The sequence below is a fragment of the Vibrio halioticoli NBRC 102217 genome (genome assembly GCF_000496695.1).
Classification (GTDB): Bacteria; Pseudomonadota; Gammaproteobacteria; order Enterobacterales; family Vibrionaceae; genus Vibrio; species Vibrio halioticoli.
In genome coordinates this window covers 1-23,422 of record NZ_BAUJ01000012.1, presented here as the reverse complement: position 1 = coordinate 23,422, position 23,422 = coordinate 1, and the positions used below count along the sequence as shown (strand labels likewise).

15 protein-coding genes are annotated in these 23,422 nt (G+C 44.1%); 7 read left to right on the top strand and 8 right to left on the bottom strand.

Going from position 1 to position 23,422, the window contains the following annotated elements:
* The 4 genes from urtB to VHA01S_RS05055 all read right to left on the bottom strand — a co-directional run bounded on the left by urtB (position 1) and on the right by VHA01S_RS05055 (position 5,394).
* Positions 1 to 1,629: an urea ABC transporter permease subunit UrtB gene (gene urtB, locus VHA01S_RS05070; protein ID WP_023403278.1), complete on the bottom strand. Its 1,629-nt coding sequence runs from the start codon at positions 1,627 to 1,629 to the stop codon at positions 1 to 3.
* A 152-nt stretch (positions 1,630 to 1,781) separates the two neighbouring features.
* Positions 1,782 to 3,065, bottom strand: a complete 1,284-nt coding sequence (gene urtA, locus VHA01S_RS05065; RefSeq protein ID WP_023403277.1) for an urea ABC transporter substrate-binding protein — start codon at positions 3,063 to 3,065, stop codon at positions 1,782 to 1,784.
* 302 nt (positions 3,066 to 3,367) lie between these two features.
* The gene (locus VHA01S_RS05060; protein ID WP_023403276.1) at positions 3,368 to 4,735 is read right to left on the bottom strand and encodes a TrkH family potassium uptake protein; all 1,368 of its coding nucleotides are present in this window, start codon (positions 4,733 to 4,735) and stop codon (positions 3,368 to 3,370) included.
* Positions 4,732 to 5,394 (bottom strand): potassium channel family protein, encoded by a 663-nt coding sequence (locus VHA01S_RS05055; protein ID WP_023403275.1) that lies wholly within the window; start codon positions 5,392 to 5,394, stop codon positions 4,732 to 4,734. The genes VHA01S_RS05060 and VHA01S_RS05055 overlap by 4 nt, the downstream gene beginning before the upstream one ends.
* 525 nt (positions 5,395 to 5,919) lie before the next feature.
* Here VHA01S_RS05055 and VHA01S_RS05050 point away from each other — a divergent pair.
* From VHA01S_RS05050 to VHA01S_RS05030, 5 genes are all read left to right on the top strand, one after another.
* Complete coding sequence (locus VHA01S_RS05050; RefSeq protein WP_240432765.1) at positions 5,920 to 6,234, top strand: hypothetical protein; 315 nt, start codon at positions 5,920 to 5,922, stop codon at positions 6,232 to 6,234.
* A 448-nt stretch (positions 6,235 to 6,682) separates the two neighbouring features.
* Positions 6,683 to 9,133, top strand: coding sequence for a TonB-dependent receptor plug domain-containing protein (locus VHA01S_RS05045; protein WP_023403273.1), 2,451 nt, complete (start codon positions 6,683 to 6,685; stop codon positions 9,131 to 9,133).
* An 81-nt stretch (positions 9,134 to 9,214) separates the two neighbouring features.
* Positions 9,215 to 12,007, top strand: a complete 2,793-nt coding sequence (locus VHA01S_RS05040; RefSeq protein ID WP_023403272.1) for a M16 family metallopeptidase — start codon at positions 9,215 to 9,217, stop codon at positions 12,005 to 12,007.
* A 70-nt stretch (positions 12,008 to 12,077) separates the two neighbouring features.
* On the top strand, positions 12,078 to 13,811 hold the full coding sequence (locus tag VHA01S_RS05035) for an ABC transporter ATP-binding protein/permease (protein ID WP_023403271.1): 1,734 nt from the start codon (positions 12,078 to 12,080) through the stop codon (positions 13,809 to 13,811).
* 322 nt (positions 13,812 to 14,133) lie between these two features.
* A complete protein-coding gene (locus VHA01S_RS05030; protein WP_023403270.1) occupies positions 14,134 to 14,691 on the top strand; it encodes a VC2662 family protein in 558 nt (185 codons plus the stop codon).
* 75 nt (positions 14,692 to 14,766) lie between these two features.
* On the opposite strand, the gene VHA01S_RS05025 is transcribed toward VHA01S_RS05030, so the two are convergent.
* The 4 genes from VHA01S_RS05025 to VHA01S_RS05010 are packed head-to-tail and all read right to left on the bottom strand — an operon-like array spanning position 14,767 to position 19,429.
* Positions 14,767 to 15,930, bottom strand: coding sequence for an ABC transporter permease (locus VHA01S_RS05025; protein ID WP_023403269.1), 1,164 nt, complete (start codon positions 15,928 to 15,930; stop codon positions 14,767 to 14,769).
* The gene (locus VHA01S_RS05020; RefSeq protein ID WP_023403268.1) at positions 15,927 to 17,066 is read right to left on the bottom strand and encodes an ABC transporter permease; all 1,140 of its coding nucleotides are present in this window, start codon (positions 17,064 to 17,066) and stop codon (positions 15,927 to 15,929) included. The genes VHA01S_RS05025 and VHA01S_RS05020 overlap by 4 nt, the downstream gene beginning before the upstream one ends.
* A 4-nt stretch (positions 17,067 to 17,070) precedes the next feature.
* Positions 17,071 to 18,051, bottom strand: a complete 981-nt coding sequence (locus VHA01S_RS05015; protein ID WP_023403267.1) for an HlyD family secretion protein — start codon at positions 18,049 to 18,051, stop codon at positions 17,071 to 17,073.
* Positions 18,041 to 19,429 (bottom strand): TolC family protein, encoded by a 1,389-nt coding sequence (locus VHA01S_RS05010; RefSeq protein WP_052029579.1) that lies wholly within the window; start codon positions 19,427 to 19,429, stop codon positions 18,041 to 18,043. Before VHA01S_RS05010 ends, VHA01S_RS05015 begins: the two co-directional genes overlap by 11 nt.
* Positions 19,430 to 19,853: 424 nt before the next feature.
* Between VHA01S_RS05010 and VHA01S_RS05005 the strand changes: the two genes are divergently transcribed.
* Positions 19,854 to 22,205: a fatty acid cis/trans isomerase gene (locus VHA01S_RS05005; protein ID WP_023403265.1), complete on the top strand. Its 2,352-nt coding sequence runs from the start codon at positions 19,854 to 19,856 to the stop codon at positions 22,203 to 22,205.
* Positions 22,206 to 22,457: 252 nt separating this feature from the next.
* A partial coding sequence (locus VHA01S_RS05000) for an ATP-grasp domain-containing protein (RefSeq protein WP_023403264.1) occupies positions 22,458 to 23,422 on the top strand: 965 nt, incomplete at its 3' end.

The following is a 23,422-nucleotide window of genomic DNA, read 5'->3' as shown; positions in this document are numbered from 1 at the left end:
TTAGCTATCAGCGGCGCGGCCACGTTGTGGAAAGAGTCCACGAGGGCGTTTTTGAATGAATAAAATGATAAACACCAATACAATGATCTTCGCCAATACAGCGCCAGCCCAAGGCTCAAGGATCTTGTTGAACAAGCCTAAGCTAAGCCCTGCAACCAATGTGCCCCATAAGTTGCCCACACCGCCAAACACCACCACCATGAACGAATCAATGATGTAAGCTTGCCCCATGTTCGGGCCAACATTGGTTAATTGAGAAAGTGCCACCCCAGCAATGCCCGCCACGCCAGAACCTAAACCAAACGTCATGGCATCAACGCGCTCTGAGCGAATGCCCATTGCCCTTGCCATGCCACGGTTTTGCGAAACAGCGCGAACTTGCAAACCTAATGGCGTTTTCTTTAACACCATCAGCAGTCCCATAAACACCAGCACACAAAACATAATGATGTACAGGCGGTTGTAGGTCAGCGATAACATAGGATTTAACTGTAAAGCTCCCGACATAAAATCAGGTGTACTTACTGAACGATTTAAAGGAGAAAATACCGAGCGCACAGCTTGTTGCAGGATAAGACTGATACCGAAAGTGGCTAACAGTGTCTCAAGGGGACGCCCATATAAATGACGAATAACGCTTCTTTCAATAAGCACGCCGACTAGCCCTGACACAATGAAGGCCATTGGAATAGACAGCAACAACGCCAGTGCGGTGTTGTTTGGTAACAGCAGTTGCATCACATAGGTGGTGTAAGCACCTATCATAATCAGCTCACCATGCGCCATATTAATCACGCCCATTACGCCAAAGGTAATGGCTAGGCCAATGCCCGCTAACACCAGCACTGAGCCCATGCTAAGCCCAAAAAACAGCGTCTCAACCCCAGAGTACAAAGCCTGACTCTGTTGATACTGAGCGAGGGTGTAGTTTGCTGCCTCAATAATCTGCTGATTATCCAATGACGCTAAAACGCTTTGCATGGTTTTAAACACAATAGCGTGTTTTTCATCACTCAAAGAGTGGATAGCCGCCACACGTTTATCCGTCGCCGCATTCACATCTAATGCAGTATCAATTGCTAGAGCAAAATGGATCAGCTCAATCACTTGGCTGTCATTCTCAGTAGCCAAACGAGTTTGCAAGGCATTGATTATATGGTCATCTGTTTGACCTAGCAGGGATTCGACCGCACTGCGACGTGTCACAGGGTTAGGGTCATTTAAGCCAAGGGAGGCAAGCTCTGCGCGAATTGCGCCGCGAAAACGGTTGTTAACGCGAATTTTTTTAAATAAGGATTTCTTTTCTACAACTCGCTGTTCACCATCCCAAACCGAGGTCGCTGTTGAACCTACTTTGTGGCTAGAAATTGTGTATAAAGAAAGGTATTTAGAATGCAACTTATCGTTAAAATAATATAAATCACCGTGTAACCATGCATTCAATATTTGAGTGGAAGTCTCTGGAGTTTGGCTTGATACCAGCCAAGCAATCGCTTCTTGTTTACTTTGCGTATCGCGACCTTTCAGTGCTTGAGTAAAACTGTCTGAATCACTCACACTGGCCATTGCAAAGTTAATGCTAATCAGCAAGAACACGACAACTTTCAACCCATGATAAAAATGTCTCATGAACTGTGTCCTATAAAATAATGAGGCTGATAATCAAAGGTGATCATTCACCAAAAAAATATACGCTCACTAAAGGTGTTAAAAATCACCTCCTTTTGCTCTTTCCCGAACTACTGCTACGAAAAAGAGCAAAAGAAAGCCTCACAGAATGATTAATTTCCGCCAGAGCACTTTTTGGTTTCTACGTTAAATGCGCCACAAGAGAAAGGTTTTGACCAGCTTGAAAATAACTTGGCTGATTCAGGTAAAAAGTCTGACCACGCATCGCCTGCTACTAGACCTTTTGTTTCCCAAACAATGTCAAATTGACCATCGTCTTGGATTTCACCAATCAATACTGGCTTAGTAATATGGTGGTTTGGCAGCATCGTTGAATAGCCACCAGAAAGGTTCGGCACAGCAACACCAATCAAGGCATCTTGCACCGCTTCAGGGTCTGTTGTGCCTGCGTTAGTTACCGCTTGCACCCACATGTTGAATCCGATGTAGCTTGCTTCCATTGGATCGTTAGTCACGCGTTTATCGTCTTTGATAAATTTGTGCCACGCTTCCACAAACTCTTCGTTAGCTTGGGTATCGACACTCATGAAGTAGTTCCATGCGGCAAGGTGTCCCACCAATGCGGAAGTATCCATCCCTGAAAGCTCTTCTTCACCCACTGAGAATGCCACCACTGGAATGTCTTCCGATGAAATTCCCTGTGCACCTAGCTCTTTATAAAACGGCACGTTTGCATCACCGTTGATGGTTGAAACCACCGCTGTTTTCTTGCCTTCTGAGCCAAATTTCTTCACATCCGATACGATAGATTGCCAATCCGAATGACCAAACGGGGTGTAATTGATCATGATGTCTTTATCAGAAACACCTTTGCTTTTCAGGTAGGCTTCCAAAATTTTATTGGTGGTACGCGGATAAACGTAATCCGTTCCCGCCAGCACCCAGCGCTCAATGCCGAGTTCGTCCATCAAGTAATCCACAGCCGGAATTGCCTGTTGGTTTGGCGCGGCGCCAGTGTAAAAGACGTTTTTAGACGACTCTTCACCTTCGTACTGCACTGGATAGAATAAAATGCTATTGAGCTCTTCAAATACCGGTAGCATTGATTTGCGCGATACCGAAGTCCAACCACCAAACACCACATCAACTTTTTCTTTTTCGATAAGCTCGCGCGCTTTTTCGGCAAACAGAGGCCAGTTAGAAGCCGGATCAACGACCACTGCTTCTAGCTTTTTACCTAGTAGGCCCCCTTTTTTGTTTTGCTCATCAACGAGCATCAAAACCGTATCTTTCAATGTTGTTTCACTGATGGCCATAGTGCCTGACAGTGAGTGCAATACGCCCACTTTGATGGTATCTGCGGCTTGCACCACGCCAGAGCCCAAAGTTAGTGCTAAAGATAAAACGGCTAATTTAGTGTTGAACGCCTTGTTCATAGTGAACATCTCCATATTATGATTATTAACTCATATGAAAATATCCAAGATTGATGCCAAGTTTTGCATCAATAAAACAAGCAAGTTAAACGATTGATTTTTAAGTAGATAAAATATCAGCGCACAATAAGTGGGCAATAGCAGAATATTTGGATGGGTGATAACGGTGCAAACAAAGAAAGGATTGAACAATAAAAGAGCATACTTATCCACGTAAATGAGAAATAGTTTCACACTCATTGCTAATAAAGAAGTATGCCCAGTTGCATCACGCAGAGCGTTTGCAGATAAAGGTGATGCTTTTAGCCCGTAAAGACCGGATCTTCTGGATATTTAACTAAGGTTTTTTCAGGTCTTGCCAACATGTAGGCTAAGGTCAAAGGCCCAATACGACCAATAATCATCACCACGATCATGATGAGTTTTCCTGGCTCTGAAAGTTCAGCGGTAAGCCCGGCACTGACGCCGACCGTCGCAAACGCGGAAATGGTTTCAAAGATAATCACGTTAAATGGCGCTTGCTCGGTAATCATGAGTCCAAACATCGCAAAGAACAGTAAAATACCACTGACCACGATAATGGCTAATGAACGAGTCACTGTTTGACTGCCGATAGTGCGATGAAATAGCACCACATGTTTCTTCTGACTCAAAAAGCTCCACGTTGCCAAGGTTGCCACAACAAAGGTCGATACCTTAATACCACCACCGGTAGAGGTTGAACCCGCACCAATTAACATTAACAGCATCATAAATAGCATGGCAGGAGAAGTCAGCGAGGATAAATCAATGCTGTTGAAACCTGCGGTACGCGCGGTTGCCGATTGGAAAAAAGCGGCAAACCATTGCTCAGACGTAGATAAACTGCCTAAAGTGGCGGCGTTGTTACGCTCTAATAGCCAAAACATTAGCGTACCCACAATAAGCAGAATTGGCGTGCCCAATAACATGATTTTGGTGTGCAATTGTAGGTGCCTAAAGCCTTTGTGTAAGTTCGCGGATAAATCACCCACCACAGTAAAGCCCAATCCACCGAGGATAAACAGCGATGCTAGACAACTGATGACAATCGGGTCGCCTACAAAGCCTACTAGGCTATCTGAAAAGAGCGAAAAGCCAGCATTGTTAAAGGCAGAAATGGAATGGAATAAGGCGTAAAACATGCCTGTGCTCCAGCCCATATCCGGCACCCAGCGATAGCTGAGGATCACAAAGCCGACAAACTCAGCGGCTAGAGCAAAAATAATGATCTTTTTCACCAAGCTGTGCAAATTAATGCGTCGGTCTTGTCCTAGCGCTTCTTTGGCTAACGCTTGTTGTTGCAAAGATAGGCGCACGCCAAACATATAAAGCAATACAGCAGAAAGTGTCATCTGACCAAGTCCGCCAATCTGCATCAAGATCATCAACAATATCTTGCCGCTGAGAGTGAAGTGTTGACCTGTATCCACCACGCCCAAGCCCGTTACACTAATGGCAGAGGTGGCGGTAAACAGGGCATCAGTCATTGACAAACCTGAGACAGAAAATACCGGAAGCGTCAGTAGCACCGCAGATGGAAACAAAATCATAAGAAAGCTGAGAACAATAATTCTCGGCTCACCACCTTTGCCACCCTTTCTTTCAGGCCCTAGGCTATAGACTCGGCTTTGATGAATTCTTGGTATCATAATGTACGTAGTTTTTGTGCAAGTATGGCTTCAGGGCCAACAATAATAATCACATCACCAATCTCTAAGCTTTTTTTATAGCTTGGTGAAGAGATCACTTCTGGCCCACGCTTGAGGGCAATAACACTGACCCCTTCTTCGCGACATAGCGACATATCGGCTAAAGATTTACCCAGCATTTTCGCGCTAACAATCACTTCGGTTAATGCAATACCACTGCCTAGAGGATGAAAATCCTTCACCCGTTTGTCTATCATTTGGTTTGCAATACGAATGCCCATTTCTCTTTCAGGCATGATGACTCTATCTGCGCCAACCTTGTGCAGTATTCTGGCATGAAACTTATCGTTGGCTTTCACCCACACCGTTTTACAGTGCGCTTCTTTTAATACTAAGGTGGTCAAAATGCTGGCATTGATATCGCTACCGATAGCAATCATGACCATGTCATATTGTTCTAATTTTAATTCTGCGACCGTTTCTTCTTGAGAGCAATTAGCCACAATCACCTCGGTTGAAAACTCAACCGCACTTTTTACTCGGTCTTCATCAACGTCAATCGCCAGCACTTGTGCTCCTGCTCGGCTTAATTCCTTACAGACGGACAAGCCAAATCGTCCCAAACCTATCACTGCATACTGCTTTTTCGTCGATCTCATTTACTTTCTCCAATGACACTGTTCGGTCTAACTACAATCCTTGCGATTTCAGTATAGTAAACATCTGATTTACATAACGAAATATTGAATAATTAAAAGATAGTTATCAAAGTTCTAGCATTTTTAAAATAGAGCCAATTTACACTGTAAAGATGACCCATACTCACAGGGCTACAAATGCTGAATTAACCGCCACCAGCACCTTTGTCACCAAGAAAAAAGAAACGTTTTAATAACAAAAAGGTACATGTGTACGCTGAAAATTGTTATGCACAATATTGAATAATATTCCAACACTCAAAGATACATTTGAGTTAAAACCTTTATTCAGCTCTGTGTTTTTCACCCCTGAAAATGCGCCCCGTCACCGCTGGCTAAATGATACAAAATGTTAATAAAATGCACCCAATTGCTGAAAACAACCTGCATTTTAGTGTCTACTCCATCACGATCTTGAACGATAGTTTTCAGTATAGTTTGCTCTTTTTGTATAGATAACATTAATCTAACAAAGAACTCACTAATATGCAGAACGATTCAATGACCCAAACGTCACAACGATTTTTACTTTTAACCAAATATCAACAAGCGGAAGCAAAGAAGCGCAAGCAGTTTATCGAGAAGTACCTGACAGAAACCGAGCCTAAACACTTTCTAGAAGCAAGCCGTTGGGAAGTATTTTGTCAGAGACACTGTGTTGACATGCAGATAGCAAAACCAAAGCGCGAAGAGTTTGCCAAGTGGTGTTTTGATTTTAAAATGTGGCAAGGTGACCTGTTTGTGTTAGCGCCGCAGTCAACCAATAGTGACTACTACTCAGGAAAATGCGCTAACTCATAGCATTATCCAACATGACCGCTTTACCATAAACTGACCTCATACAACGGCATAGTAGGCGTCACACCCCTTTTAAAGTTACGGGTAACTGCCCCGATCCCCCCCCAAAAAAATAAATAAGTAAGCCTCATTTCACTCCCATCAAATACGCACATCTTTTGCGCTACACAGCACTATATATTCATCAATTTGATCATTGCTTAAATAATTGCAAATGCGGTTGATTTTCATTCAATAAACCTATAAACACCCCGACAAACATAACAAATATCAATAAAAACTTGAACTTAGCATTAATTTGGTGAATGAATGCTTGTTTTTCATTTTTAGGTGTGGATGATGTACATGCTAACGATAATGATTCGCATAACCGTTCAAAAACAATGAAATCTCCTTTTTCTTTAGCGAATAACTACCAATCACTCTGTCTATATCAAAAATTGTAGGATTTATGGATCGTTCTAACAAAATAACCACACTAGCATTAGGGATAATTGCCGCTTTGTATGGCGGATATGCTATCGCACAAACTCAAACTGACTCTGCAACAACAGAAGAAAATGGCGACCAAGAAATCGTCGTAGTTACAGGAACAGCGCTGACCATTGACCGTTTGGAATTAGAGCAATCACCAAAAGATAATCCAACGCTATCTGAAGCCATCAAGCATGAACCTCGAGTGGGTGTTGATGACGCGCAAAATTCACTGCAAGGTGGCGATCTAACACCAGAAGAAATCTCGTTATCAGGAGCTAGACCCCATCAAACCAAATACACCATTGATGGTGTCGGCGTAAACAACAATACTACCTTTGGTGGCGCTAATGATTTACCTGGGAGCCTAAGCTCAGGACACACTTCAGGTTACTTCATTGACACTAACCTTATTGATAGCATTGAGGTTTTAGACCATAACATTGGCGCGGAATACGGCGGCTTTACCGGTGGTGTCGTCAACGCACATGTGCGTAAACCAACTGATGAATTTGTGATTGATTATAACTATCGCATGAATGACAGTTCTTGGAACTCCAAGCAGAAAGTGGGGATCAACTTTGCAGACGATTATGGTACCCCTATCGATGGTTCAGGCTACTACCAACCTAACTACCAAAAGCGCATGCACTCCTTACATATTGGCGGCGCTATTAGTGAGACGCAAAAGCTAGCGCTTAACGTCAGTCATCAGGCATCGGATATTCCAATGGCGAATGGCAAAGATTCTGACCAAACCATGGACAACCTATTCCTTACCCATATTTGGGAATCTGGCGCATGGCAGACAACCACAGATTTTCGCTATACCGGTCACCATAAAAACACTTTCTTAAATGACGCAAACAGCAATGATGCTGTTCAAGAAGGCAGTGATTCAGTTGTTACTCACGCAGGCATGGGCGGTACATTTAAACTCGATTACATGTTTGACAGTGGTCACTGGCAAACCACGCTGGCGTACGATCATTTAATCGATGAACGTGAATCTGATCATGATTATTTTGGCTCGTTCTTTGTTTTCGGAGCGGATGGTCTAGAAATGTACAATCAGGGAAGCTACGGCAACCTGAAGCAATCTCAAGACTCGTATTTAGTTAAATCAGTCTATTATTCTGATCCAACTTACATCGGTAACGTAGAGCTTCAACCCAGTATCGGTATAGAAGCAACCCACCAGCAAAGTACCGTTGATCGCGCCAATGATTTTGTTGCCTACCAATATCTTGATTTTGGTAGCCCAAGCATTTCAACCTTAACTCGCTACAATGCCTCAAACTACGACGTTGATGCTCAGCAATACAGCCTATTTGCTGACAGCAAAATGCAATGGGATCGTTGGGGGCTTTACTTAGGTGGTCGTGTTGACCACATGAGTGTATTTGAGCAAACCGTATTCTCACCTCGTATTGCCACGAGCTGGGATTTCGATCTTGTTAACACTAACCGCATTACCTTGGGTGCTAACCGTTACTACAGCTCGAATATGCTTGGCTTCGCACTACAAGCAGAACAAGACAACTACCTTTCTCGTTCTAGTAGCTGTACGCCAAACGATGGTGATTGGAACAACCTAGATGAAAGTAACCTGACTTGTGCATCAACTGAAACATTCGATGGCGCAGCACTCAGCTCAGCAGATGTGCCTTACTCTGATGAACTTACTGCATCTTGGGATATCAATGTCAGTAACTTCGCTTTCGATACGACATACATCTACCGTATGCAAAGAGATGGCATTACTTTCTCTGAAGACTCGGACCTAGGCATAGCGACGATCCACAACAATATCGAAAGTGACGACCACATTATTAGCCTTGAAGTTGCCACTCGTAAACCATACGAAGTTGCAGGGGGGTACTTTAGTGCCAACTGGAGAATTGCCTACAACTATCGCCGTGGTCACGGTGACTTAAAAGGCACTTATGGTGCGGGTAATAACCTAAACGGTGGCTACCAAGATGAGTGGGTAATGGTTGACGGCGAGTTAGTTCGCTATAGCGAAATGGATGTGAGTGGTTACCAATCTCCAATAAAAAGCAGCTTAGATCTGAATATGTTCTGGGCAAACGCTGGCGTGGTTTGGAACAACCGAGTGAACTATCAGCAAGGTAAAAAAGACAATGTGTATCTAGGTGTTGAATCAGTTGAAATTGATGGACAACCAGAAACAGTCAATTCTTTGCAGTCTGTCGAACTCGACGATCTTGTGACGTGGGATATGGCCATTAACTGGACTCCAACTCAGCTTAATAACCACCTAATCCTGGGTCTGAGCGTAACCAACATTCTAAATACTCAAGAAGTTATCTCTACTTCCGGTATTCACGTTGATGGTCTGGTTGTTCCAGACGATTACTACAACTCAGGTCGACAAATATGGCTAAACGTCAATCTGCGTAATTAAACCTAATGCCATCTATTTTCATCTCTTTTGAGTCACCTAATAAATAACCAGGAGTTGGCGCGCTTTGCGCGCCACTATCGTATGAAATATATTCCCATTTTGATAGCCGCATGCATTGCCATCACTGGCTGCCAACAAAACAAAACAAACACTGAAGATCCTCAGTTACCAATACGCCAAGATATGATCCAAGGCGAACTTGATAACGGTATGCGTTATATCTTAGTGGAAAATAACCGCCCGAAAGATCGCGTATCACTTCAACTGGTTGTTAACGCTGGTTCTTTAGATGAAGACGATGACCAAAAAGGCATTGCTCATTTGGTTGAACACATGGCCTTTAACGGGACTGAGCAGTTTCCTGCCAACACCCTAATTGAACATCAACAAGCACTCGGCATGGTATTTGGGCGTGATGTCAACGCCATGACCGAATATTACACCACCTCTTACTTCCTACACTTACCAAATAGCTCAGAAGAGATGCTAAGTGAAGGTTTTAACATGCTTTCTCAACAAGCGAGCGCTCTGGTCTTTGATCAAGATGAACTGGAACGTGAACGTCCTGTTGTCGAAGAAGAATGGCGTAGCACTTTGAGTATGATGGCACGCCTAGGCAAAGCCAATCGCCAAATTCTACTTGAAGGTAGCCGCTTTGGTGATCGTGAGCCTATCGGCGATATGGATCTGGTGCGTCATGTAGATGCAAGTCGCATAGAAGCATTTTGGCACGATTGGTACCATCCAAATAATATGACCCTGATTGTGGTCGGTTCAACCAACCAAGCTGAAGTGGAAAAAATGCTTAATCGCTACTTTGCACCTCTGCCGGCCAAAGAGCTTCCACAACGCCCACAATTAAACGTACCTTTAGACAATACTCTTGATCTAAAAGTGATTGCCGACAAAGAAATCACCACTGAAGTACTCTCTTTTAACTTTAGAGACTATGAAGTGACGCCGCATACTGAATCGGAATTGCGCGCTAAACTGGTTAACGATATCACCATGCAAGTGCTCAACAAGCGCCTGCGTGAGCAATACCAAGTAGAGAGTGACAACATCAGTAAATTGATGATGATGACACGTCCAATGGCTGCCGGTTATCGCAACAACCGTCTTATGGTGATTTTGACGGATAAAAACTACCTTGCGAGCACTGAAGAAGCGTTTGAACAGCTCAGTCGTTTTGCCGCACATGGTTTTAATCAAGACGATCTGAATACCGAACGTCAATCCATGATCAATCGCTATTCGCAAATGGCTGACTCATTACGCAACACCACCAACCGCCGCGAAATGATGTCTATCTTTAACCGTTTGCGCTCACAATCGCCACTGATCGATTCAGATCAATACGCTGTGGTGATTGAAAAACTGTCAAATAGCATCACCCTTGACGAAATCAATGCGCACCTAAAGCGCATGGTACAAACGCTTAATCCATTAGTTATTGCACAAGTAAAAGTAGACAACCAAGCGCAATTACCAAGCGTTGCCCAATTACAACAAGCATGGGAATACGCCAAGGCCAATCCTCCTGCCGCCATTGCGCCGGTTACCGTGAGCAAAAATCTAGTTTCTGATGTGCCTGAAGCTGCCAAAATTGTCGCTTACAAAGAGCAACAAGGCGTAAAAATGTGGACGCTAGAAAACGGCGCTCAAGTTTGGTTTGAATACAGTGATGAGTCGAGCAATGAACTGCGCTTAGATTATCGCGGTTGGGGTGGCAGTCAGCATCTTCCTGCTGAGCAACGCTCAATTGCACTGCTACTGCGTCAAATGAGTAAGTTTGGCTACGGCGGCTTTAGCACTGACCAACTGGCAATGCTAAATGCTCCTTATTCAAACCGCATCAGCAGTTATGTAAACCAAAGTATGCATGGTTTTTCGGGTACTTCGAATCCGAAATCACTAGAAAACTGGTTACAAAACGTCTATCTACAAATCACACAACCGCAAGTGGATGAGGAGCTTTGGCAAGCCTCTAAACGCTTGATGGAACGTGGTATTGAGAACCAAAAAACAAGCTCAAATGGTCAATTTAACACTGCAATCGATGCAATTCGTTATGTAAACAACCCTGAGCGCTTGCGTTTAACCAAAGAGCAATTAAGCAAGATTGAGACTAAAGATCTGTTCAACGTTTGGAACATGCTGTTTTCCAACGCTAACCAGCATCACTTGATTGTGGTCGGTAATGCCGATGCAAAACAAGTGATTGAACTTGCGCAGCGTTATATCGGCTCGTTGCCAGCAAGTGCAGAAGCTTACTCTCAAATCGAACTTCCGCCTCTAGGCAGTGGCAAACATGAAATTAACATTGCCGCTGGCGAAGAGCCTATGGCAATCACAAGCTTGCTGTTCAATCAGGACTTTGCTTACAGCACGCAACGTGGTGATAAAGCGTATCTATTAAGCCGCATTATTTCTAATCGTTTACGTGAATCTTTGCGTGAAGAGGCGGGCGGCGTGTATTCGGTGCGCTTTGCCATTCGACTAGACAGAAACCGCAACCAAGCCTTTGGCATGCTGAGTTATGGGCATGATCCACTGCGTGGTGAAGAGCTAAGAACCAAAGCCACGGCTGTGCTAGACAAAGTATTAGAGCAAGGTGTTACCCAAAAAGAGCTTTCCGAAGTCATTGCGCAAACAAAGAACTCACTCGCACCAGACAATATCTCAGATCGTCAGCGCCTAAATTATCTTAATGACGCGGCGCAATACGGAGATAGCCTAACCTCTATCGCAGACTATTTGGCATGGGTTGACAGTGTCACGCCGGCACAAATAGATGAAATGGCGAAGCAAATATTGGTTACTAACAATTGGATCGATGCCAGTTTAATGCCTGCTGAAAAAGCAGAAGATTAATAAATTTCGACCTTAATACAAGCACATACGGCTTATACGCTGTATGTGCTTTAGTCACATCAGGGAATGTATGTTAATCCTTAAACAATTTTATGCTATAGCAAAACCCTATTGGTCTAGCAAAGCCAGTATCATGTCGTGGCTGCTATTTGCCGCCACCGTTGCGCTATCTTTATTGCTTGTTCAGGTGATGGTGAAACTGAACGTTTGGAATAAAGAATTTTTTGATGCCTTGGCCGCATTAGATGGTCCACTAATTTACGACCTGCTACTTAAATTTATTGGTTTTGTGGCCATCATCGTAGTGATGAAAGTCTACGCAAAGTGGCTACAACAATGGGTGGAAATACGCTGGCGTACTTGGCTTACCGAGCGCCTTGTCGGTCGCTGGTTGAGCAACCAAAACTTTTATCGACTCACGCTTACCGAAGAACCTGATAACCCAGATCAACGTATTGCTGAAGACATTAAACTACTCACCACTGATACCTTAACCCTGATTTTGGGTTTAATTCAAAGTGTGGCGACTATATCCGCATTTAGTGTCATCTTGTGGAACCTTTCCAGTGACTTTTTATTGCCTCTATTTGATGACGTTAAAATATCGGGTTACTTACTGTGGCTCGCCATAATTTATTCGCTCGTCGGCGCCGGCGTTACGCACTTTTTTGGCCATAAACTGCATAAACTCTACTATCAACAACAACAGCGAGAAGCAAACTTTCGTGCTCGACTGCTGCGTAGCCGCGATAGCGCCGAACAAATTGCTTTAATGCATGGTCAACAGCGAGAGAAATCCCAGTTAGACTCCACATTTGACGATATTTCGTTCAACTGGAAAGCCCTAATGGGACGTGAGAAAAAGCTAGGCATGGTCATCAACACCTATCATCAAATTGCGGCTATGGTACCTTACTTTGCTGCTATTCCTGCACTGATGGCAGGCGTGATTACCGTTGGAGGTCTATTCCAAGTACGTATGGCCTTTATGCGTGTTTACAGCTCACTAAGTTGGTTTATCTTCCGTTATGACGACCTAACTTATTGGAGTGCCACCGTTATCCGTTTAACCCAATTTATTGAAGCTATGGATAAGTGCGAAGCATTCTCGCAAACCGCGCCAAACAAAGGGTCTACGCCTCATCCAGTAACAGCAGACAAGCCTTTGGCTACACCTTATGGCTTATCTTGCGAGCAATTGAGCATACAAAAACCAAACGGTCAGATACTGCTTTCCAATATTTCATTGCAAGTGAAGTCAGGAGAGTCGTTGATGATCAGAGGGGCCAGTGGCTTAGGTAAATCGACACTACTGCGCACATTGGCGGGCATTTGGCCATTTTATCAAGGTCAATTCCACACTGATGATCACAACGTGTTACTACTTCCTCAAAAGCCTTATCTGCCAAAAAGCAGTATGCGTGAATGTTTAAGCTACCCGCAAGCACCAAGCTCAGACGATGCGCCCTATCAAACCGCTCTAGAGCAAGTTGGACTTAGCGCACTGGCAGAAGACTTGGACAATGAAACCGAATGGCAAATGAAGCTCTCGGGAGGCGAACAACAAAAAATTGCTCTAGCGCGTGCTTTGGTACAAAAACCTCAACTGCTGATCCTAGATGAAGCCACCAGTAGCCTTGATGAACCAAGTGCCTACGCCCTGATTGAGCAATTGCGTACTCTATTGCCGCATAGCACCATCTTGATGGTCAGTCACCAAAGCCACCTAACTGAGCTGTTTGAACGGGTAATGGAGCTAGGTACAGACAAGCACACCACAAAGTCATTGCTTTCAGCGAGTTAGATCTACCTACTAATTAAAGCGAACAAGTATGAAAAAGGCCTGACTCCAATAGAGTATGGGAGTCAGGCCTTAATTTAATATCACAACACGTGAATTAATAAATTACTTTAAATACAATTACTTACCACAATATAAATTCAAGTTTGTCACTTGCTTTTTTACCAGTAAACGTTACATTCCATTTTTACCAGTTATATCAAATCATTCTCACGATTATTATCGATGCTAGGAATAATGTCAGAAACGATAAGCACTTAGCTATTTTTGCTTTGCCATTTATTTTGACATCACTCATTTTAATCACCGTTAGGATAGATTCTGTATGAAAAAAAGACTTGTTGCCGTAGCTTTTGCTGCTAGCGTTGCTTCTTCATTTGCCTGTGCTCAAACACCTGTTATGTTTTCCTCAATCAACCTGAACGCACCGCACGATAATGTGGTTCACGGCGTACGTTTAGCGGTTCTACACGGTAAAGTATCTGAAGTTAAAGGGGTTGATTTCTCTTTAATTGGTATGTCTGAATCCGATCGTACTACCGGTGCAAACTTCAGCATCGCCTTTGGTGCAAACAAAATTAACAAAGAAATGACTGGTGTCTCTCTTGGTTGGTTTAACTGGAACACAGGTAAAGCGACAGGTGCTAACTTAGGTTTAGCCAACATTACTCATGATGTGAATGGTCTTAACTGGTCAGCAGTAAACTACTCAACAGGCACAACTGTGGCCGATGTGGGCCTTGTAAGCCTTTCAAACAAATCTACTGTACAGGTAGGTATCTTCAACAAAACTAAACACATTGACGCGGTACAAGTGGGTTTAGTGAACTGTGCCGATAACGGATTCTTTAAATGTTTCCCAATCGTCAACTTCCCTAAATAAGCAAAGATGACGTTATAGCAATTACAACGTTCGATATTGCCACAGGTCTGAACCACTCAGACCTGTGGTCTCTTTCTACAATACCTTTCCCTCTTGCAATTTCATTGCCTGCTTACGCCTTCTTAGGGCATACACCAGTATTGACCAACCAATCACCTGCGCAATTAATAAGAAATATTGAGGCGTGACTTGAGAAAAATCAGCACCCATTTGATTCAACTTTAAGAAGCCTTGAATGGCCGGAGTGCTTGGGAATAAGTTGGACAACCATATTAACGGAGTCGGGATTGCCTCAAGTGGCCAGATAAAACCGGCGCTAAAGACTAACGGCATTGAACTCATTAGCACAATCACAGTCACTAACTCACGTCTCGGTACTAGCATGCCTAGCAATAGCCCTATCATGCAACCGGACAATAAAAAGGGTGTACCGAAGATCAACAATTGCAATGGATGCGCTAAGCGAGCCACCGAATAAAAATCAAAGCTCCAACCAAAATAATAAGCGCCCAATAAATAATAAAACCCAGTAAAGCACACCACTCTCGCCAGTAACCTCTGCCACGACTCGCGCTGTTCTTTAGCATGCTGGGCTATGGTTGGCTGGGTAATGGTTGCTCCTACGATACCAACGCCCATGACTAGGGTTTGTTGCAAAATCAACACAAACACCGCAGGAACCACATAATTAACGTATCCGCCAGTCACATTAAAGGTGGGCTTCATGTTCACATCAATTGACGCGTGGTGCTTGGTAGCGCTCACTAAAGGCTCCCCTTCCATAACCAGACGCGCCACTTTTGCTTTAGCGGCCAAAGTACCACCAGCTCGGGCCAACCCTTCCACAATGGTGCCGTATACAAGAAAATAGGAGGCATCACCAGCAAAGGATAGGGTCGGACTCTTGCCTAGCAATAGATCGCGATAGAAATGCTCTGGAATGACCAAAATCCCTCGCACATCACCATTTAAAAACTGCTGTTTCGCCTGTGCAATGCTGTGCGCTCGCTCTACAATCTGAATTTGAGAGGTAGCATCTACCATGCGCTCCAAATCAAAACTCACCTTGCTTTTGTCTAGATTCACCACCGTAATATGTTGCTGATTCGGAATTTGTTTTGCATAAGGCAGTGGATACAAAAACGAATAGAATACCACGCCACCAAAGATAGTAAGTACTACCACCGGATTGGTTAAAATGGCTTTTAATTCAAGCTTAAAGATGGACAGCCAATTCATGCTAACGCCCCTTTTATCTTTTTCGGAGCCAGTTTAGCCAGCACCAGTAGCAGAACTAAATACCCCAACATAGGAACGAGAAAACCTAAGGTTTGCAAAGTAGAAGCGCCATAAGACACCTGACTCACCTGCGCCTCGATATAATGGCTTATTGGCAACAAACTGCGCCAACCTTGTGCTAGCGTCCCCATATCCGTTACCGGAAAAGTGATCCCCATAAAGGCAAAACCTGGGGCAGTAAATGCACCGGCAAAACTCAAGGCTCTGGCTGCATCAAAGGTCATAAAGAAGAATACTGCGCCGACTAAAGTGCACGCCAGCACTGTGGCAAATTGTGCAAAAATAAGCACCGCATAGCCGCCTTGCATCGGCCACTGCAAGTAGGCATAAAACCACAATAAAAAGCCCACACCTAATGCCCAATAAATCGGGATGTAACAGGCTAACGTCTTCGTCATAGCGCCCACTACGCCCTGCTCAAGCCACTTATCCATAGTGCCTAATCGCTTGTGCATTGCTAATGTCAGCACTGTGCCCACCACTATCACAATTTGCCAAACGGCTGGCACAATCGCTGATACCAAAAACTGTGCGTAGTTGCTGTTTGAGTTAAACAGCGGCGTAATTTGCGTGCGCACCGTAACCGCTTTGCCTAACGCACTTTTAATGGTTGAGTTACCAGAGGCTAGCTTTTTCGCCGTTTGTATCTTCGCATCAAATGTTCCCACTGAGCGCAATACCGATGAATTGACCAGTTTCCCCACCAAAATGTACTGGCTGTTATAAAACACGCTGACTTGCGGTGGATTGGACAAGAAAATATCGCGGTCAAAATCTCTCGGGATCACCACATAGGCATAGATATCACTACCACTGAGCGCCCTTTTGGCATCATACTCACTTTGAAAGTGAGTGCTAACATGCAAGGTTTCACTGGCGTCTAGGTATCGAACCAACTCATGCGATAAACGGCTTTGCTGATGATCCACGACCGCAATCGGCAGTGCGCGCGCGATGCCTTGTGAGAAGATCCACCACAAGCTCACCGCCAGCAAAATCGGCACCCAAGTAATGGAGGCCAATAGCCATTTATCCCGCCACAATCGTTGCCATTCGTCCGCTATAAAACGAAACATACGATTACTCTTTTTCGTCTAGCGTTAACACAACACTCATACCAATGCGGAATTTATCCAAATCTTGCAGTGGACGAGCTTCCACTTCAAAAGTGCGTAAATCAAAGCCCTGACTGCTGTCCGTTGATCGCCATGTAGCAAAGTCGCCCATTACTGAAATATGCGAAATACGAAAACGAACCGTTTTATCTAATGCAGGAACAAACGCACTTATTTCTGAGTCTTTTTGGAAATGTTTAAGCAGATCTTCTCGCACATTAAACACCGCCCAAGAATCTAAGGTATCGATAACGGTCACTACCGGGAAACCTTGCGGAGCAAGCTCGCCGCTGTGCAGTAGCACTTGTGAGACTTCGCCATCAAACCAGCTTTCAATGTGGGTATCCGCCGCATAGGCTTCTACTTCTGCCACTGCGCCGGCGGCCATACGCGCTTTTTCACTGGCGGCTTTTTTGGTTTCAGAGCGTGCGCCTTCTTTGGCTAACAAGTACATTTGACGAGCGGCATTTTCTGTATATTTAGCCGCTTGCCACTGCGTGTAGGCCTCGTCACGTTTTTGCTCGGCGAGTACGCCGTCTTGATATAAATTATCCACGCGGCGATAGGTTTTCTCCATCAACTCAGACGCCGCTTTGGCTTTACTCCATTGGTCGCGAGCGGCAGCAATTTGCTGAGTACGAGCGCCGTTTTCCGCTTCTTGAGCTAATGCACCGGCGGCTTCTTGGCCTGCGCGCGCCTGCTCTAATTTGGCATCAATTTCTGGGCTATAGATAGTAAAGATAAGGTCGCCTTCCTTAACCTGATCGCCCTTTTTCACATTGATGCTTTCAATGCGACCCGGAACTTTAGAAGATATGCTGTATTGCTGAGCGGTCATCTGTCCTTGAATACGAATAGGCTGTGGTTGGTAAGCTTGATAAAAACCGTATCCAACAAGACCAATAAGGACTACTGCGACTAGAGCAATAGGGGTTTTAGCTGACATTGACTTCTCCTTTAGTGCCTACGCTAGCTTCATTGATAGCCTTGTTAGGACGGGTCTCATATTGATTAAAAGTGTTCATTTTGCCACTCAGTGCGAGCAGTTTATTTAGTGATATTAAGTAGTTAAAACGAGCAACATGCTGCTGGGTTTGAATGCTGGCAAGGTATAACTCCGCATCCACCACATCTAACGAGTTAGATAACCCTTGGCTAAACATTTTTCGACGTAAGCGTAGGTTTTCTTCGGCGAGCTCGATACTGGTCTCTAGCCCTTTGACCTCTTCCATCGACTGCTCGGCTTCCAAATACGTTTTTTGTACTAATACCGAAAGATCTTGCTTCGCCTGAGCGCGCAAATGAGTGATTTGCAATACTGCGCTATGAGCGGCGTCGAGTTGGCTAGAGCGGCCACTGGTTTCAAGTAACGGAATACTGACCCCTACCCCGACAAACCAGTCTGGCTTTAATTGCGAGGCTAACGAGTCATCTTCATACAGGTTGTAGTCTCCGTATAAATACACATCTGGGTAGTATTTACTTTTTTGCACATCCGTTAACCCTTTGGCTTGTTTCTCTTTGGCATCCAAAATAGACAAGCCCGGATAGGTCACTAACGTTTCGTTGGTATAGGCACTTAAAGGAGGAAGCGATTTATTGATAAAGAGGGGGCTAACAGGGGTCACGGTTTGCGACTGATTTAAAATTTGCGTTAATGCACTGGTGGCAATTTCTAAATCTCGCTCTGCTTTTTTTCTATCCACTTTAGCTTTGGCAAGCGATGCATCCGCTTGTAATCTTTCTACTCGAGCAATCTGCCCTTGCTTTTCTAACTTGGCGGCAAAGCTGGCATGTTGCTCCAAGCCTTTCTCTACATTTTTGTAGGTTTCAACCACTTGCTTAGACAGTACAACCCCAAAATAGTACTTGGCTAAATCTTCATATCGGGCTTGTCGCTCCATCTCTAGTTGTGCACGAGCTTCGTCGGTTTGTGCAGACGCAATAGATTGTGCCGAAATGATTTTACCCCCAGTAAAGATGGGCCAAATCGCTCGAATAGAAGAGGTAAATACGTCTTTTTCTGCAATAGTTGAATAAGAGCTGGCTAAGATTGGCAGAGAAATAGGCGGCAGTGCGATAGGGGTCGAAATACTATCAGCAATCTGTTGTCCACTAAGCTTAATGTCATCATCCAGACGGGTGTAGTTGGCATTTAAAGTGACCGACGGCAAATTTAAGCTCTGTTTGGCACTTTGCAGGTTTCGATAGCGGTCAACATTGGCTTGGCTAGCCGCCAGAGAGTTGTTTTGTTGCTGTAACAATGCCCACGCTTGAGAGAAGGTCACAGGTTGAGCAACAGCAGGTAGCGCAAACCCACACATCAACGCAATGACAATACGTTTAAATTTCACCTTGTTCTATTCCTTGGCGATATCTGTCGATTAAAAATTAGAATATATACTCTATTTTATCTCGGATACTAAAACAATCAGACTACAAGTGTAGTGTGATATCACTGACTTAAAAGATAGATTTTTCATACAATTAGAAAAAATTACACGATTTGGCATACTCAAATACGAATAAGTCGCCTGCTACGATAATACTCTCTATTAAAACAAGATAAATATCCGACAGCATTTAACCGACAATTTCTCTCCATAAGTTCGTAATTCTATTAATTACAGTGTGTTATCAAAGATATATTCTCTTTAATATCCTTCACTATGAACTCATATTCTTTGACACAACTTGCAGATGCGACCATCATAAAAGAGTCGCTTTTATTGAGGATATGGATGTTAAATGAAAAAGTACGCACTGATTGCCTTCATCATTGTATTTACTGGTTGTAGTACCTTCGTAGGATTAAATTTTGAAGCGCTGTTTGGCCCCGAAAAGGTTCAAGATAGAACTGTCTCACACGACTTCTCGCAAGCTCAGTATTTTATCGATGAGGTGCAACCTATTCTCGATAAACGATGTGTTGTCTGCCACGCTTGTTATGACGCCCCCTGCCAACTCAAACTGACCTCACCAGAAGGCATAGACCGAGGCGCAACCACGGCGATGGTGTATCAAGGTGCTCGCTTGACTGCCACCACTCCAACTCGATTATATGAAGATGCGTTTTCCACCCAAGAGTGGCGTGAACATGGCTTTTATCCTGTTTTGAATGAACGCCTGCAACGCGCAGATGCCAATATAGAAGCGGGAGTAATGGCGCAGTTGTTAATTCAAAAAGAAGAGTTTCCTCTTCCGCAAGATGTCATTTTAGATGATGACGATTTTGATTTTAGCCTCGACCGCGCCTTTGTCTGTCCCACTTCAGATTCTATTCAAGCCTATAAAGAAGAATACCCGCTCGCCGGAATGCCTTATGGCATGCCCGCACTTGCTAACGACGAACAACAAACCTTGCTTGCATGGCTACGCCAAGGGGCAAGCATGTCAGAGCCTGTGCCACTCACTAAAGCACAACTTGCAGATGTGGCTAAATGGGAGGCGTACTTCAACCAAGATGACCTAAAGCGTCAAATTACCAGTCGTTATATATACGAGCATCTGTTTCTTTCGCATATCTACTTCTCTGAGCATGAACAAACGCGCTTCTTTAGCCTAGTACGCTCAGCAACGCCTCCCGGTGAACCAGTAAAACGTATTGCGACGCGCCGACCTTATGGCGATCCTCAAGTTCCACGTGTCTACTACCGCTTAATTGCAGAGCGCGAAACCATTGTCGACAAAACCCACATGCCATACGCACTAAACCAAGAGCGCATGCAAAAATGGCTAACATGGTTTGATAAAGCCGATTACACCATTAAAAAACTGCCAAGTTACGACATTGAAGTGGCATCTAACCCCATTCTCGCCTTTGCGGATATTCCTGTCGATTCTCGCTACAACTTCCTTTTAGACGAAGCGCAAAACACCATAATGGCCTTTATTAAAGGACCTGTTTGTCGCGGACAATTGGCCCTAAACGTAATTAATGATCACTTCTGGGTATTCTTTACTAACCCAGGCCGCATGGATAACAAAGTGGCGACTGATTTCCTTAGATCTCAAGCCGAAAACATGGCATTGCCGGGGCAATTAGACAGCAATACCACACCACTGTTTAACTGGGTCAAATTCTCTAAATCTCAGTCTATCTATCTGACAGAGAAGATGAATTTCATGAATGACCATTTTAAAAATGGCGAGCATCTAGATATTGATATCATCTGGAATGGGGACGGCACTAACCCTAACGCAGCCCTAACAATTTTCCGCCACTTCGACAGTGCAACAGTGGCAAAAGGCTTAGTCGGCAATCAACCCAAAACAGCTTGGGTTATCGACTATTCATTGTTAGAGCGTATTCATTACTTGCTCGTAGCTGGCTTTGATATTTACGGTAACTTCGGCCACCAGCTCATTACCCGTATGTATATGGATTTACTGAGAATTGAAGGAGAAACCAATTTTATTGCGCTGCTACCAAAAGAGTCTCGCCACGATATTTTATCCAGTTGGTATGAAGGCCAATCTATAGAATTTACTGATTACCTAACGCGTAACGCCAAGCCTTTTGATCAAGAATCAGGCATAGAATATCGCACCAACGACCCTAAGACAGAGCTACTGACACTGCTGACTGAGCATGTCTCGTCAATCCTTGAGCCGCGCTATGAAATCGCCAATACACCGCTCAAGCGAGAAAGTGAGTTGTTATTGCAACAAATCAACAGTTTAGTGGGTGGAGGCATCGAAAACTTTCCACAACTAATGACAATCAACATAGAAGCAGACAACGGGCAACAGCACGTATTTACCTTAGTGCACAGCAACGCACACACCAATATCTCCAGCTTATTTGCCGAAGAAGATAACCGCAAACCCGAAGAAGACACCCTCACCTTAGTAAACGGTATTCTGGGCAGTTATCCAGCGGCTTTCTTGACCCTGCAAGAGCGAGAAATCCCAGAGCTACTAAAACGCATTCGAGAAGTGGATGACGATGATGACTATGAAGAATTGCTGGATCGTTTCGCTATTCGTCGTACCGATCTTAGGTTTTGGCCATTTAGCGACAAGATTCATGAATGGTATGCCAAAGATCAACCGATAGAAAACGGCCTACTCGACTACAACCGTTTTGAAAATAGATAACTCAGAAAAAGCAAATGCCCAAAGCCAATACCGAAAATAACGCGCTTTGGGCATTTCTCTAATATCTTGTTTAAACAATCAGTTAAGACGGTATTTCTAACTGACAACCCTACTTTAACCATTCGTGCCTGCCTGCATGTTATAAGCTATATCCATTTCATATACGCAATCGGCCACTTGGTACTGGCTTTCAGGTGAGGATTTGGCACTATCTAAATCATTCGATAAAAAGTGAGCGAAGGAAACGCTGTTATGAAACCAATCTATATTTTACATGAGAACGCAGAATGGGTTGCTCCACTTCATGAAGCCTTTAAAAAGCTAAACGTCCCCGCCAAAGAGTGGTTCGTCAATGAAGCCCATATCGAGTTTGATTGCGCTCCGGAAGATGCCATTTACTACAATCGCATGAGCGCCTCTTCACATACCCGTGGGCACCGTTATGCGCCTGAGTTGACTCGCGTTATTGATAAATGGCTTGGTTTGCATGACGTGACTGTGGTCAACGGCAGTGGCGTTATCGATTTAGAAGTGTGTAAGATTTCACAATACGCCGCCTTACAAAAAGCCGGCATCGCAACGCCAAAAACTCAAGCAGTAGTGGGGAGCGATTTAATCGTTGCCGCTGCAGAAAAATTTAACACTTGGCCTCTTATTATCAAACCAAACCGTGGCGGTAAAGGGCTTGGAGTGGAGAAATTCAACACCCTTGATGATGTAAAACTCGGTCTTAGACGACTCAAAGCCGACGCGCCTCTTGATGGCATTTGGTTACTGCAAGAATATGTAAAATCAACTCAGCCTTACATCATCCGTTGTGAATATGTCGGTGGTAAGTTCTTATACGCGGTTAAAGTCTCAACCGAAGGTGGATTTGAACTCTGCCCTGCGGATGGTTGCTCTATTGAAGATGCTTTCTGTCCTGCATTTGCAGACAGTCAACCTGCTGACAACCAAGAAAAAGATAAGTTTGAAATCACCACGGCTCTAGATGACTCACCCTTGATAGAGCTGCATGAAAAGTTCTTAGCCGATAACCATATTGATATCGCCGGCATCGAAGTGATCAGTGATGAAAATGGCAACTGGTATTCTTATGATGTAAATACCAACACCAACTACAACTCAAAAGCCGAAATTAAAGCGGGCGTGGCAAAATCAGGTATGCAAGCTATCGCTGAATATCTGGTGCAGTTAGCAGAAAATACCAATCATAC